Annotated in this window: 12 protein-coding genes and 1 tRNA gene; 11 read left to right on the top strand and 2 right to left on the bottom strand. The window is 74.9% G+C overall.

What is annotated here, in order from left to right; translation table 11 throughout:
- Nucleotides 1-948 (top strand): MFS transporter (locus ABWI04_RS25925; protein ID WP_353834063.1); only part of this gene is annotated, 948 nt, incomplete at its 5' end.
- Nucleotides 870-2,963, top strand: coding sequence for a propionyl-CoA synthetase (locus ABWI04_RS25920; protein ID WP_502913163.1), 2,094 nt, complete (start codon nt 870-872; stop codon nt 2,961-2,963). The genes ABWI04_RS25925 and ABWI04_RS25920, both read left to right, overlap by 79 nt.
- A gap of 19 nt (nt 2,964-2,982) precedes the next feature.
- Here ABWI04_RS25920 and ABWI04_RS25915 read toward each other — a convergent pair whose 3' ends face one another.
- A complete protein-coding gene (locus ABWI04_RS25915; protein WP_345181139.1) occupies nt 2,983-3,258 on the bottom strand; it encodes a GlsB/YeaQ/YmgE family stress response membrane protein in 276 nt (91 codons plus the stop codon).
- A gap of 89 nt (nt 3,259-3,347) precedes the next feature.
- Nucleotides 3,348-4,337, bottom strand: coding sequence for a selenide, water dikinase SelD (gene selD, locus ABWI04_RS25910; protein WP_345181137.1), 990 nt, complete (start codon nt 4,335-4,337; stop codon nt 3,348-3,350).
- A gap of 190 nt (nt 4,338-4,527) precedes the next feature.
- Here selD and ABWI04_RS25905 point away from each other — a divergent pair, with 190 nt between their 5' ends.
- The 9 genes from ABWI04_RS25905 (at nt 4,528) to ABWI04_RS25865 (ending at nt 13,690) form a co-directional block, all read left to right on the top strand.
- A complete protein-coding gene (locus ABWI04_RS25905; protein ID WP_353834062.1) occupies nt 4,528-6,369 on the top strand; it encodes an AMP-dependent synthetase/ligase in 1,842 nt (613 codons plus the stop codon).
- Between the two features lie 10 nt (nt 6,370-6,379).
- A tRNA-Sec gene (locus ABWI04_RS25900) sits at nt 6,380-6,475 on the top strand.
- 44 nt (nt 6,476-6,519) lie between these two features.
- A complete protein-coding gene (locus tag ABWI04_RS25895) occupies nt 6,520-6,711 on the top strand; it encodes a DUF3099 domain-containing protein (protein WP_345181133.1) in 192 nt (63 codons plus the stop codon).
- On the top strand, nt 6,708-7,334 hold the full coding sequence (locus ABWI04_RS25890; protein ID WP_345181130.1) for a trimeric intracellular cation channel family protein: 627 nt from the start codon (nt 6,708-6,710) through the stop codon (nt 7,332-7,334). The genes ABWI04_RS25895 and ABWI04_RS25890 overlap by 4 nt, the downstream gene beginning before the upstream one ends.
- Before the next feature lie 66 nt (nt 7,335-7,400).
- Complete coding sequence (gene fdhD, locus ABWI04_RS25885; RefSeq protein WP_353834061.1) at nt 7,401-8,213, top strand: formate dehydrogenase accessory sulfurtransferase FdhD; 813 nt, start codon at nt 7,401-7,403, stop codon at nt 8,211-8,213.
- Between the two features lie 161 nt (nt 8,214-8,374).
- A complete protein-coding gene (locus tag ABWI04_RS25880) occupies nt 8,375-9,307 on the top strand; it encodes a metal-dependent hydrolase (RefSeq protein ID WP_353834060.1) in 933 nt (310 codons plus the stop codon).
- Nucleotides 9,308-9,413: 106 nt separating this feature from the next.
- Nucleotides 9,414-10,259 carry a M24 family metallopeptidase gene (locus ABWI04_RS25875; protein WP_502913162.1) on the top strand — a complete coding sequence of 282 codons (846 nt, stop codon included), beginning with the start codon at nt 9,414-9,416 and terminating at the stop codon, nt 10,257-10,259.
- Nucleotides 10,256-12,025 (top strand): SDR family oxidoreductase, encoded by a 1,770-nt coding sequence (locus tag ABWI04_RS25870; RefSeq protein ID WP_345181122.1) that lies wholly within the window; start codon nt 10,256-10,258, stop codon nt 12,023-12,025. The genes ABWI04_RS25875 and ABWI04_RS25870 overlap by 4 nt, the downstream gene beginning before the upstream one ends.
- A 51-nt stretch (nt 12,026-12,076) precedes the next feature.
- Nucleotides 12,077-13,690 (top strand): phytoene desaturase family protein, encoded by a 1,614-nt coding sequence (locus tag ABWI04_RS25865; RefSeq protein WP_345181120.1) that lies wholly within the window; start codon nt 12,077-12,079, stop codon nt 13,688-13,690.
- Nucleotides 13,691-13,719 lie beyond the last annotated feature (29 nt).

Below are 13,719 nucleotides of genomic sequence, written 5' to 3'. Positions count from 1 at the left end.
AGCGCCGGAATTTGCGTGCCCGCGCTGATCGCCACCCCCACCGGCAGCCACCCCCGGTGGTTCCGCATCGCCCCGCCGCTGGGGGGGCCGGGGCTGTTGCGGTTCGCCGCGACGCCGCGCGACGTCGGCGTCCGCGCCGGCGGCCGGCCGGACCTGCCGGGCGCGGCCCTGCTCGCCTGCTGGCTGGTCTGCCTGCTGCTCGGCATCAGCCAGGGCAACGCGTGGGGCTGGACGTCCGGCGGGGTGCTGGGGCTGTTCGGCGCCGCGGCCGCGCTGTGCGCGGTCTGGACGGCGGTCGAGCTGCGGGTCCGCGCGCCGCTGGTGCGGCTGGGCCTGCTGGTCGGCCCCCGGTCCCTGTCGGCCAACGTCGTCTCGGCGCTGCTCGGCTTCTCGATGTTCGCCGCCTTCACGCTGATCGCCGGCTTCGTCCAGGCGCGGCCGGAGGAGGTCGGGTACGGGCTCGGCGGCTCGGTGCTGGACGTCGGGCTCTACATGCTGCCGAGCACCGTGACGATGCTGGTGTTCTCAGCGATGGCCGGGCGGCTCGCGGGGCGCCTCGGCCCCGCGTACACCCTCGCGATCGGGTCGGCTTTCGCCGGGCTCTGCTACGCGTGGCTCGCGGTGTCGAACGCGCACGTGTACGACATGCTCGCGTTCAGCGCCCTCCAGGGCGTCGGGTTCGGGATCGCCTACGCCGCGCTCGGCACGCTCGCCGTCCGGCACGTCCCGATGGACCAGAGCGGGATCGCCAGCGGCATCAACTCGCTCGTCCGCACCACGGGCGGCAGCGTCGCGGGCGCCGTCACGGCGTCGATCCTGGCCGGACGGGCCGCGGGCGCCGGCGTCCCCTCCCTCGGCGCCTACGAGCTGTGCTTCTGGGTGGTCTCCGCAGGGGCGGCGCTGGCCGCCCTCATCGCCGTCGCGCACGCCCTGCGCCACCCCGGGTAGACCCCGCCCGGCGGCGCGGGCCCTTGACGAACCGGCCCCGCGCCATGCCCTATAGGGGTGCGGCCCGAATCGCGGCGACGCCGGTCCGGGCCTCCGCGCAGATCCGGGCCAGGACCCGTCACCGGGAGGACGACATGGGCGCCTACGCGGCCGCGTACGAACGCAGCATCGCCGATCCGACCCGCTTCTGGGGGCTGGCGGCACGGGACGTGCGGTGGCTCGTCCCGCCGGACCGGGTGCTGGACGACGGGGCGCCGCCCTTCTACCGGTGGTTCACCGGCGGTGAGCTCAACACCTGCGACAACGCGCTGGACCGGCACGTCGAGGAAGGCCGCGGCGACCAGGCCGCGCTGATCTACGACAGCCCGGTCACCGGGACCGTGCGGACCTACTCCTACCGGGAGCTGACCGGCCATGTCGCGCGGTTCGCCGGGGCGCTGCGCGCGCTGGGCGTCGACCGCGGCGACCGCGTGGTCATCTACCTGCCCATGGTGCCCGAGGCGGTCATCGCGATGCTGGCGTGCGCGCGGCTCGGCGCCGTGCACTCGGTGGTCTTCGGCGGGTTCGCGGCGCGGGAGCTGGCGGTGCGCATCGACGACGCCCGCCCGAAGGCGGTCGTGTCGGCGTCCTGCGGGATCGAGGCGGGCCGGGTGGTCCCCTACAAGCCGCTGCTGGACCGGGCGCTGGAGCTGGCCCGGCACAAGGTCGAGCGGTGCGTGATCCGGCAGCGCGAGCAGCTCCACGCCGACCTCGTCCGGCCGCGGGACGTGGAGTGGGACGAGGCCGTCGCGGCCGCCGAACCCGCCGGGTGCGTCCCCGTCGCCGCCACCGACCCGCTCTACATCCTCTACACCTCCGGCACGACCGGGCGGCCGAAGGGCGTCGTGCGCGACAACGGCGGGCACGCGGTGGCGCTGCGCTGGTCGATGGAGAACGTGTTCGGCGTGGGGCGGGGCGACGTGTTCTGGGCGGCCTCCGACGTCGGCTGGGTCGTCGGGCACTCCTACATCGTGTACGCGCCGCTGCTCAGCGGCTGCACGACCGTGCTGTACGAGGGCAAGCCGGTCGGGACGCCGGACGCGGGCGCGTTCTGGCGGGTGGCCGCGCAGCACCGGGTGAAGGCGCTGTTCACCGCGCCGACCGCGATCCGGGCCGTCAAGAAGGAGGACCCCGAGGGCGCGCTGCTCGCCGGGCACGACCTGTCGGCCCTGGAGACGCTGTTCCTCGCCGGCGAGCGCCTCGACCCCGACACCTACCGCTGGGCCTCGCGCGTCCTGGACCGCCCGGTGATCGACCACTGGTGGCAGACCGAGACCGGCTGGCCGATCGTGGCGAACCTGCGCGGGCTGGAGCCGATGCCGGTCAAGGCGGGGTCGCCGTCGGTGCCGGTGCCCGGGTACGACGTGCGGGTCCTCGGCCCGGACGGCTCGCCCGTCCCGCCCGGCGCCGACGGCGACATCGCGATCCGGCTGCCGCTGCCGCCGGGCACGCTGCCCACGCTGTGGCAGGACGACGAGCGCTTCGTCGAGTCGTACCTGACGAAGTTCCCCGGCCACTACCTGACCGGCGACGGCGGGCACATCGACGAGGACGGCTACGTCTGGGTGATGGGCCGCACCGACGACGTCATCAACGTGGCCGGGCACCGGCTGTCCACCGGGACGATGGAGGAGGTCATCTCCTCCCACCCGGCCGTCGCCGAGTGCGCCGTCATCGGCGTCCAGGACGCGCTCAAGGGGCAGGTGCCGCGCGGGCTGGTCGTGCTCAAGAGCGGCATCCTGGCCGAGCCGGGCGAGGTGTGCGCCGAACTGGTCGCGATGGTGCGCGAGCAGATCGGGCCCGTCGCCGCGCTCAGGGAGATCTCGGTCGTGCCCGCGCTGCCGAAGACGCGGTCGGGCAAGATCCTGCGAGGCGTCATGCGGGGCATCGCCGACGGGCAGGAGGTGACCGTCCCGTCCACCATCGAGGACCCGGAGGTGCTGGACGGCCTGCGCCCCGTGCTGCGCCGGGAGTAGAGGCCGCCGCGGGCGAGCGTCACGGGTCGCGGCCGGTCCGCTTCGGCCAGAACGCCGCGACCAGGACGACGGCGACCACCGAGAGGAAGATCTGGAAGAGCGCCTCCCACAGGTTCCAGCCGCCGTCGCCGAGGCTGGACAGGTGGACCAGGCCCGTGCCGCCGAACGCCGCGACGACCCCGACCGCCACCAGCAGCCACGCCGGCATGTTCTCGCGGCCCGGCACGGCGACCCTGCCCAGGACACCGATGGCGGCGCCCAGGACGACGGCGGCCACGAGTCCGCCGATGGTCATGCCTCGCCTCCCCCGCCCCCGATGAGGCCGTGCCGGGAACCTACCCGCCCCTCCGATCGGCGACACGGGCGGCGGACGGCCGGGCGGCGCTAGCGGACGACGAGGGTGTGCCGCCCCCGGCCGACGAGCTCCCCGACGACCGGCGCGCCCGGGATCTCCCCCGCGACCAGCAGCCCGCCGGAGGTCTGGGCGTCGGCGAGCAGCAGCCGCTCCTCCTCGGCGATCCGGCGGAAGAGGGTGTGCGGCGACACCCACGCGAGGTTGCGGCGGGTGCCGCCGGGCACGAACCCGTCCCGCACGGCGGCGCGCGCGCCGTCGAGGCAGGGGACGGCGGAGGCGTCCACGACGGCCGTGACGCCGCTCGCCCGCGCCAGCTTGTACAGGTGGCCGAGCAGCCCGAAGCCGGAGACGGCGGCGGCGCACGCGGCGCCGCGCTCGAGGGCGGCCAGGCCCGCCGCCGCGTTCAGCTCCGTCATGGCCGCGACCGCGTGCGGGAACACCTCCCCGGTCGCCCGGTGCCGGGCGTTGAGCGCGCCGACCCCGAGCGGCTTGGTCAGCGTGAGCGGGACGCCGGGACGGCCCGCGTCCAGCCGCAGCAGGCGGTCCGGGTCGGCGGTGCCGGTGACCGCGAGGCCGTACTTCGGCTCGGGGTCCTCGATGCTGTGCCCGCCGGCGATCGCGACGCCGGCCAGGGCCGCCATGTCCCGCCCGCCGCGCAGCACCTCGCGGGCCAGTTCGGCGGGCAGCGCGTCGGCGGGCCAGCCGAGCAGGTTCAGGGCCATCAGCGGCACGCCCCCGACGGCGTAGACGTCGGAGAGCGCGCTGGCGGCGGCGATCCGCCCCCAGTCGTAGGCGTCGTCGACGACGGGGGTGCGGAAGTCGGCGGTGGAGACCACGGCCCGGCCGCCGTCGAGGCGCAGCACGGCGGCGCCGTCGCCGTCGGGGCCGCCGACGAGGAGGGCGTCGTCCCCGCCGGTGAGACCGGCCGTGACCCGCTCCAGCTCCCCGGGCGGAATTTTGCTAGAGCCGCCGCCGCGCGCGTACTGCGTCAGGCGGGCCACGGGGGCGAGTCGGGTCACCGCTGAATTTAACGCACAACTACTTCAAATGATCAACAAACGGACGGTACGCGTCCGGTCACCGACCGCCGAACGGGCCCGCGACCAGCGCCGAAAACCCCCGAACCCCTTGTCCGAACTCGGTTCGGCGTGATGCGATCTCCTTCCTGCAAGTCTTCACTTACTTCGGTCACCGACCACGAGGGGCGACATGGGGATCCAGGAACAGCGGGCCGACCTCGACCGGGCCGTCGCGGGGCAGACGATCTGCACCGCCCTCGCCGCGACCGCCGCACGGCACGGCGGAAGGCCGGCCTACTCCGACCGGACCGGCGGCGAGTGGAGCACGCTCACCTGGGCGGACACGCGGACCCGCGCGCTGGAGACGGCCGCGGGGTTCGCCGCCCTCGGCCTGGAGGCCGGCGACGTCGTCGCGCTGATGATGCCGAACCGGTCCGAGCACGTGCTGGCCGACCTCGGCGCCGTGCACGCCGGCGGCGTTCCCACCACGGTGTACGCGACGCTCGCACCCGACCAGGTCGCGTTCGTCGCCGGGGACTGCTCGGCCAGGTACGCCGTGCTGGACGGCACGGACCAGCTCGGCCGCTGGCTGCCCGTCCTGGACCGCCTCCCGGACCTGCGCAAGATCATCGTGGTGGACTCCGCCGCCTGCCCGCCCGGCGACCGCTTCCTCAGCTGGGAGGCCTTCACCGAGCTCGGCCGCCGCGAGCTGGCCGCCGACCCGCTCGCCATCGACCGGCGCTGGCAGGCGGTCGGGCCCGGGGACACCGCCACGCTGCTGTACACCTCCGGTACCACCGGCGACCCCAAGGGCGTCCTGATCACGCACTCGATGGCGCTGCACGAGGCGGAGATGGTCGAGCGCAGCTCCGTCCTGCCCGAGCACCCCGCCGGCATCTCCTACCTGCCGTTCGCGCACATCGCCGACCGGGTGCTGAGCTACTACCTGCCGGTCCGGCTGGCCTCCCACGTCCACTTCTGCCCCGACCCGGCCCAGCTGACGACGATCCTCGGCGAGGTGCGGCCGCACTCCTTCTTCGGCGTCCCGCGCGTCTGGGAGAAGATCATGGGCGGCATCCAGGCGGTGCTGTCGGCCGAGCAGGACGAGGCGAGGAAGCGGGCCGTCGCCGCCGCCCTGGACGCCGGCCGCGCGTACGTCACGGCGCAGGAGCACGGCAACACCCTCACCCCGCGGATCGCCGAGGCCTTCGAGCGGGCCGACCGGGCCGTCCTCACCCCCATGCGCGCGCTGCTCGGCCTGGACCGCGTCCGCCAGGCCTCCAGCGCCGCCGCGCCGCTGCCCGTCGAGGTGGCCCGGTTCTTCGCCGGGCTCGGCCTGAAGATCTTCGACGCCTACGGGATGACGGAGACGACCGGCGCCGTCACCGCCAACCTCGCCGACTCCTTCAAGCTCGGCACCGTCGGCCGCCCGTTCCCCGGCGTCGAGCTCAGGCTCGCCGACGACGGCGAGATCCTCGTCCGCGGCGCCACCTGCACCCCCGGCTACCTGAACCGCCCCGACGCCACCGCCGACCTCATCGACGCCGACGGCTGGGTGCACACCGGCGACATCGGCCGCCTGGACGCGGACGGGTTCCTCACCGTCGTCGACCGCAAGAAGGAACTGATCATCACCGCCGGCGGCGAGAACATCTCCCCCTCTCTGGTGGAGAACCGCCTCAAGGAGCACCCGCTCATCGGCCAGGCCCTCGCCTTCGGCGACCGCCGCCCCTACGTCGTCGCGCTCATCACCCTCGACGGCGAGGTCGCGCCCGTCTGGGCGGCCGCCCACGGCGTCGACACCACCGACCTGACCGCCCTCGCCGACCACCCCCTCGTCCTGGAGGAGGTCGCCCGGGCCGTCGAGGACGCCAACGCCCGGCTCGCCCGCGTCCAGCAGGTCAAGCGGTGGCGCCTGCTCACCGCCGAGTGGACCGCCGAGAGCGAGGAGCTCACCCCGACCCTCAAGCTGAAGCGCCGCGTCGTGCACACCAAGTACGCCGCCGACATCGACGGCCTCTACACCGGCTAAGATCACCGCCGGAGGCGTGTGAGCGCCTGGTGGCCTCCCCGGCCTTCAAAGCCGACGGTCCCGAGGATCTCGGGACGGCGGGTTCGATTCCCGTACGCCTCCGCCACCCGCCCCGCGCCGCGGCGTGCGGGCGCGACGTAACGTGAGGGCATGAGGCGTCGCAAGCTGGCCTACGGGATCATGATGGGCACCTGCCTCACGCTGTTCGTGCTGGCCTGGGCGGTGGTCCGGCTGTACTCGCACCCGGCCGCGATCGCGATGACGGTGGCGGCGCTCGTGATCCCGCCGTTCGCGGTGGTGGTCGCCAACTGGAACATCGACCGGACGGACCGCCGTAGGTGAGCGGCCACGGGGCCGCGTGGCTGCTGGACCTCGCCGGGATCTTCGTGTTCGCCGTGTCGGGGGCGCTCGCGGCCGTCCGGCAGCGGCTCGACGTCGTCGGCATGGTGGTGCTGGCCGAGATCACCGCGCTCGGCGGCGGGATCCTGCGCGACCTGATCATCGGGGCCGTCCCCCCGGCGGCGTTCACCGACCTCGGGTACGTGCTGGTCCCGATGGCGGCGTCGGCGCTGGTGTTCTTCTGGCATCCGCAGGTGACGCGGCTGCTGCCGGCGGTGCTGCTGTTCGACGCGGCCGGACTCGGGCTGTTCTGCGCGACGGGGACGGTCAAGGCGCTGGAGTACGGGCTCTCGCCGGTGCACGCGGTGCTGCTCGGCATCGTGACGGCGGTGGGCGGCGGCATCCTGCGGGACGTGCTGGCGGGCCGCATCCCGGCGGTGCTGTACGACCGGCAGCTGTACGCGGTGCCCGCGCTGCTCGGGGCGGCCGTGACCGCGGGCGCCGAGAGCGCGGGCCTGCACGGCGGCGCCGTCACGGCCGGCGCCGCCGCCCTGGCGTTCGGGTTGCGCGTCCTCGCGATGCGCCAGGGGTGGCGGGCGCCCCGCCCCCGCGGGGTGCCCGACTAGCCCGCGCGGCGGCCGCGCCCGCCAGGGCTTCGTTTCGGGCCGGTTCCCGGGGTACCGTCAACGGTCATGGGGCGGATCACCGTACGCAGGCCCGTGCTTCGGCTGAGCGCGTCCGGGGCCCGGGTGCGCAGGCCCGACACGCTCGCGGCGGAGGAGCCGCTGGAGATCCGCGTCGCCGGCAAACCGCTGACGATCACGATGCGCACGCCGGGGCACGACTTCGACCTGGTCGCCGGGTTCCTGGCGGCCGAGGGCGTGGTCGGGCGGGCCGGCGACATCGCGGCGATGCGGTACTGCGCCGACACCGCGGAGCAGAACACCCTGGACGTCGCGCTCTCCCCCGGCGTGCCGCCGCCGGACGACTCCATGACGCGGGCGTTCACCACCACCAGCGCCTGCGGGGTGTGCGGCAAGTCGAGCATCGAGGCGCTGCGCGCCGACCGGCCCTACGAGGTGGCCGGCGACCCGGTGCGGCTCACCCCGGACGTGCTGGCGGCCATGCCGGAGCGGCTGCGCGCGGCGCAGCGGGTGTTCGACCGGACGGGCGGCCTGCACGCCGCCGGGCTCTTCGACGCCGAGGGCGGGCTCCTCGCCCTGCGCGAGGACGTCGGCCGCCACAACGCCGTCGACAAGGTGATCGGGTGGGCCCTGCGGCAGGGGCGGCTGCCGCTGACCGGGACGGTCCTCATGGTGAGCGGGCGCGCGTCGTTCGAGCTGACGCAGAAGGCGATGACGGCCGGCGTCCCGGTCCTCGCGGCGGTGTCGGCGCCGTCCTCGCTGGCCGTGGACCTCGCCGAGGACGCGGGGATGACGCTCGTCGGCTTCCTGCGCGGCGAGACCATGAACGTCTACACGGGTGCGGAGCGTATCGGCCCCTGAGCGGCGCCACTTGTCACGCCGGGCCGAAAACCGAGCGGTAACTTGTTGGCCTCGTCTCAAGAAACCACGGGCGCCACAGGAGTTGACTGCACTGCCAATGGCACACGCGCGGCGCGGGGGCACGTCGCGGCCGGCCCGGACGCGTGGAAGGCGAGGACCGCATGACGAGGCCCCAGGCGAGCGGCGGCACGGCGCCCGTCGACGAGCGCCATCCGCCGATCAAGCCGCGGCGCGTCTCCTTCGACTGGTCGCGGACCCCGCTGCACTGGGTCCCGAACGACCCGGTCGCCACGCACATCATCAACTCGTTCCACATCGTCCTGCCCGAGGGCGAGAAGTGGTTCATCCAGTGCGTGAAGGACGCCCGCCCGTACATCCGGGACGAGCGGCTGCTGGAGGAGATCAAGGGCTTCATCGGGCAGGAGATGGTGCACGCCCGCTCCCACCAGGGCGTCCTGGACCAGATCCTGCAGCGCGCGGGCATCGACGTCTCCAGGATCACCGACGCGGCGGGGCGGGGCAACGCCGAGCGCCCCGCGCAGATGGCGGCGCTGAAGGAGCGGAATCCGCGGGCCTGGCGGCGCCGGCTGCGCTTCGAACTGGCCGCGGTCGCCTCGATCGAGCACTACACCGCCGTCCTCGGACAGTGGATCATGGACAACGACCGGCTCGACAAGGCCGGCGTGGACCCGACGATGCTGGACCTGCTGCGCTGGCACGGCGCCGAGGAGGTCGAGCACCGCTCGGTGGTCTTCGACGTCTACACGGCCATGGGCGGCCGGTACCCGACCCGCGTCGCCGCGTGGGTGGTGTCGCTGTTCTTCCTGTACTGGGCGCTGATCGGCGGCTCGCTCTACCTGCTCAAGCAGGACCCGACGATCAAGCGGAGGGTGACGCCGCTGCGCGTCTACCGCTCCTACCGGCGGTCGGTGCGGCTCGGCCACGTGCCCGGCGTCTTCCGGCTCCTGCTCGGCGAGGCGCCCGTCTACCTCAGGCCGGACCACCACCCCTCCAAGGTCTGCTCCACGCCCCGCGCGCTGGACTACCTCACGCGGTCGCCCGCCGCCAGGGCCGCGGGCTACGACCCCTACTAGACCGCGCCGCGGCACGCTCCGCGCCCCGGTCCCGCGCACTCCGCGGTGGCGGGCGTCACCCCGCGAGCCACTTGACCCGGGGGCGGATCGGCGATTTATTAACATTGTGTCCAATAAAGTGGCGCTCGCCCGCGTGCACGACGCGGCGGAGCTCGAACGATTCCGCGCCGTCCAGCGCCTGTGCTACCGGTGCGCCGAGGAGGTCGCCGGCACGCTCGAACCGGGCGTGACCGAGCGCGAGGCGTGCCGCCGCATGCGCCGGTGGCTGCGCGCACGCGGCGTCGACGACTGGCTGCACACCCCGTTCGCCTGGTTCGGCGACCGGTCGGCCTTCCGCGGCTTCCGGCTGCCCACGCAGTTCCTGCCCGGCGGGACGCGCCTGGAGGAGGGCATGCCCTACATCCTGGACATGGCGCCGGTGCGGGACGGCTACTCCGCCGACATCGGGTACGGCGGCGTCCTCGGCGAGAACAGGATCTGGGAACGACTCGACGCCGACCTGGCCGCCTACCGGGCGCTGATCCTGCGTCTCGTCCGCGAACGGCGGACGTTCGCCGACGTCTACGCCGAGGTCGACGCGCTCATCGAGCGCCAGGGCTACGACAGCCGCCACCGCGTGTATCCGGGGCGCGTCCTCGGCCATCAGATCGGCGTCATCGGTGGGATCCTCCCGAAGCGCGTGGGATTCCCATTCGGTGTACGGTTCCTCCAGACCATCGGCCGCGAACTGGTCAAGGAGCGCCTGGAAGGGCGCTCCCCGCTCTGGAACGGGGCCGCGCAGTCCCAGCATCCCCCGACGCCCGGGCTGTGGGCGGTCGAGCCCCACATCGGGTTCCGCGGCGTCGGCGTGAAGTTCGAGGAGATCCTCGTGGTCACCGAGGACGACGCGCACTGGCTCGACGACGACCTGCCCCACGTGCACCGGTGGGCCCGACGGGAGACGACCGCATGACACACCCCGCCCCACCCGTCGCGCGGCGGCGCGTCCGCGGAGACGGCGTCGACCTCGCCGTCTACGAGCAGGGCGACCGGTCGCGCCCCACCGTCCTGCTGGTCCACGGCTACCCCGACACCCACGCCGTCTGGGACGAGGTGGCGGCGCGGCTCGCCGACCGGTTCCACGTCGTCCGGTACGACGTGCGCGGCGCGGGCGCCTCGTCCCGTCCGCGCGGGAGCAGGCGCTACACGTTCGAGTACCTGATGGCCGACATGGAGGCCGTCCTGGACGCGACCGCGCCCGAGCGCAAGGTGCACCTGGTGGGGCACGACTGGGGCTCCATCCAGGCGTGGGAGGCGGTCTGCACGATGCCGGACCGCTTCGCCTCGTTCACCTCGATCTCCGGCCCGTGCCTGGACCACGTCGCGCACTGGACGCGGCGGAACCTGGCGCGCCCCACCCCGTCCAACCTGCGGCGGGCGGCCGGGCAGGGCCTCCGCTCCTGGTACATCTACTTCTTCCAGACGCCGGTGCTGCCGGAACTGCTGTGGCGGGCCGGGATGGCGAAGCCGTTCGCCAAGGCCCTGGAGCTGGGAGAGGGCGTCCCGCCCCGGCAGGGCCACCCGGCCGGGACCATGGCGCGCGACGCCGCGGCGGGGGTCGGGCTGTACCGGGCGAACATGCTCCAGCGGCTGCGCCGCCCGCGCGACCGGCGAACGGACGTCCCGACCCAGGTCATCGTCCCGACCAAGGACCTGTTCGTCTCGCCGCACCTGGTAGGCGGGCTGGCCGGACGCGTCCCGAACCTGTCGCTGCGCACGCTCAAGGCCGGGCACTGGGTGCCCCGCAGCCACCCCGACGTCGTCGCCCGCTGGGTGAGCGAGCACATCGCGGGCGTGCGGGGCGGCCCGCTCGGCGCCGCCGAGTCGCGCGCGCTCAGGCGGGCCAGGGTGGCCGGGGGCCGGCGGTCCTTCGACGGCTCCCTCGTCGTCGTCACGGGCGCGGGCAGCGGGATCGGCCGCGCGACCGCGCTGGCCTTCGCCGAACGCGGCGCCGAGGTGGTCGCCGCCGACATCGACCGGGCCTCCGCCGAGCGCACCGCCGAACTCGCCGGCCTCCTCGGCCCCGCGGCACACGCCTTCCAGGTGGACGTGTCCGACCGCGGCGCGATGGAGGACTTCGCCAAGGCGGTCATGCACGAGCACGGCGTGCCGGACGTCGTGGTCAATAACGCCGGGATCGGGATGGCCGGCCCGTTCCTGGAGCACAGCGCCGACGACTGGCGCAAAGTCCTGGACGTCAACCTGTGGGGCGTCCTCCACGGCTCGCGGCTCTTCGCCGAGCAGATGGTGGAGCGAGGGCAGGGCGGCCATATCGTCAACACCTCCTCCGCCGCCGCGTTCACGCCGTCCCGCGCGCTGCCCGCCTACGCGACCAGCAAGGCGGCCGTGCTGATGCTGTCGGAGTGCATGCGCGCCGAGCTGAAGGGCCAGGGCATCGGGGTCAGCGCCGTGTGCCCGGGGATCGTCAACACCAACATCACCCGCACGTCCCGCTTCGTCGGCCGGGGCGAGGAGGACGAGGCGCTCAGCCGGGAGCGGGTCGCGCGGGCCTACGCGCGCCGCGGCTACGGGCCGGAGCGCGTGGCGGAGCAGATCGTCGCGGCCGTCCGCGGCGACCGCGCGGTCGTCCCGGTGACCCCGGAGGCGCGCCTCGGCTACCTCGGGTCGCGCGTGGCGCCGGGCGTCATGCGGCTGCTGGCCCGGCTCGACGTGGGCTGACCGCCGCCCCTCCGCGAGAGCCCGTAAGGTGATCACCGGGAGGGATGCCGCATGGCCGACGCCGTCGTCGTCGGCGCGGGGCACAACGGCCTCGTCGCCGCGAACATGCTGGCCGACGCCGGGTGGGACGTGGAGGTGCTCGAAGCGCAGCCCGAACCGGGCGGCGCGGTGCGCAGCGACCGGGGCGTGCACCCCGACCACGTGAGCGACCTGTGCAGCGCGTTCTACCCGCTCGGAGTCGCCTCGCCCGCGATGCGGGCGCTGGAGCTGGAGCGGCACGGGCTGCGCTGGCGGCACGCGCCCGCCGTCCTCGCCCACCCGCTCCCGGACGGGCGCTGCGCCGTCCTGGAGCGCGACCGCGACGCGACCGCCGCGGGCCTCGACGCGCTCGGCGCGGGCGACGGCGAGGCGTGGCTGCGCCTCTGCCGCCTGTGGGACGAGATGGGAGAGGACGTCCTGCGCGCCCTGCTCGGCCCGTTCCCGCCGGTGCGGGCCGCGCTGCCGCTGCTGGCGTCCGCGCGCCGGGCGGGCGGGCTCCGCGCCGTCCGCACGCTGCTGGCCCCCGTCCGCACGCTCGGGGAGCAGGAGTTCGCCGGCCCCGGCGGCCCGCTGCTGCTCGCCGGGTCGACGCTGCACACCGACATGTTCCCCGAGTCGACCGCCGGGTCGCTGTTCGGCTGGCTGCTCGCCATGGCCGGGCAGCGGCACGGGTGGCCGGTCCCCGAGGGCGGCGCGGGCGAGCTGACGGCGGCGCTCGTGCGGCGGCTGGAGTCGCGCGGCGGGCGCGTCCGCTGCGACACCCCGGTCGCCTCGGTCGTCGTGCGGGACGGGCGCGCGCTCGGCGTCCGCACCGCGTCGGGCGAACCGGTGCGCGCCGCGAGGGCCGTCCTCGCCGACGTGTCGGCCCCCGCCCTCTACGGCGGCCTGGTCGGCTGGTCCGACCTGCCGGCCTCCCTGCGCGCCGACATGCGCCGCTTCGTCTGGGACCACGCGACCTTCAAGGTGGACTGGGCGCTCTCCGGGCCGATCCCGTGGGCGGCGGACGGCGCCGGGCGCGCCGGGACCGTCCACCTGTCCCCCGGCCTGGACGCGATGACCGACTACAGCGCGCAGCTCGCCACCGGGCGCGTCCCGTCCGAGCCCTTCGCGCTCCTCGGCCAGATGACGACCGCCGACCCCGCCCGCTCCCCCGCCGGAACCGAGTCGGTCTGGGCGTACACCCACGTCCCCCACCGGGTGAAGGCCGACGCCGGGCCGGACGGCATCACCGGCGCCTGGGACGAGCGCGAGCGCGACGCCATGGCGCGCCGCCTCGAGGACGTCGTCGAACGCCTCGCCCCGGGCTTCCGCTCCCGCGTCCTCGGCCGCCGCGTCACCGCGCCGCCCGCGTTCCAGGACCACGACGCCAACCTGCGCGGCGGCGCGCTCAACGGCGGCACCGCGATGCTCCACCAGCAACTGGTGTTCCGGCCCGTTCCCGGCCTCGGGCGCCCCGAGACACCGGTCGCGGGCCTGTACCTGGCGTCGGCCTCCGCTCACCCGGGCGGCGGCGTGCACGGCGCGTGCGGCGCCAACGCGGCCCGCGCCGCCCTGGCCCACGCCGGTCCTGCGGGGCGCCTGCTCACCCCGGCGCTCGGCGCGCTTTCGCGCCTCCTCGCCCCCTGACCGGGGGGAGGAGGCGCGACAGGGCGGGT

It is taken from the genome of Actinomadura sp. NPDC000929 (genome assembly GCF_040492065.1).
GTDB classification, from domain to species: Bacteria; Actinomycetota; Actinomycetes; order Streptosporangiales; family Streptosporangiaceae; genus Spirillospora; species Spirillospora verrucosospora.
Note: the sequence above shows the minus strand (reverse complement) of the source record. Positions and strands in the feature narration are given on the sequence as shown.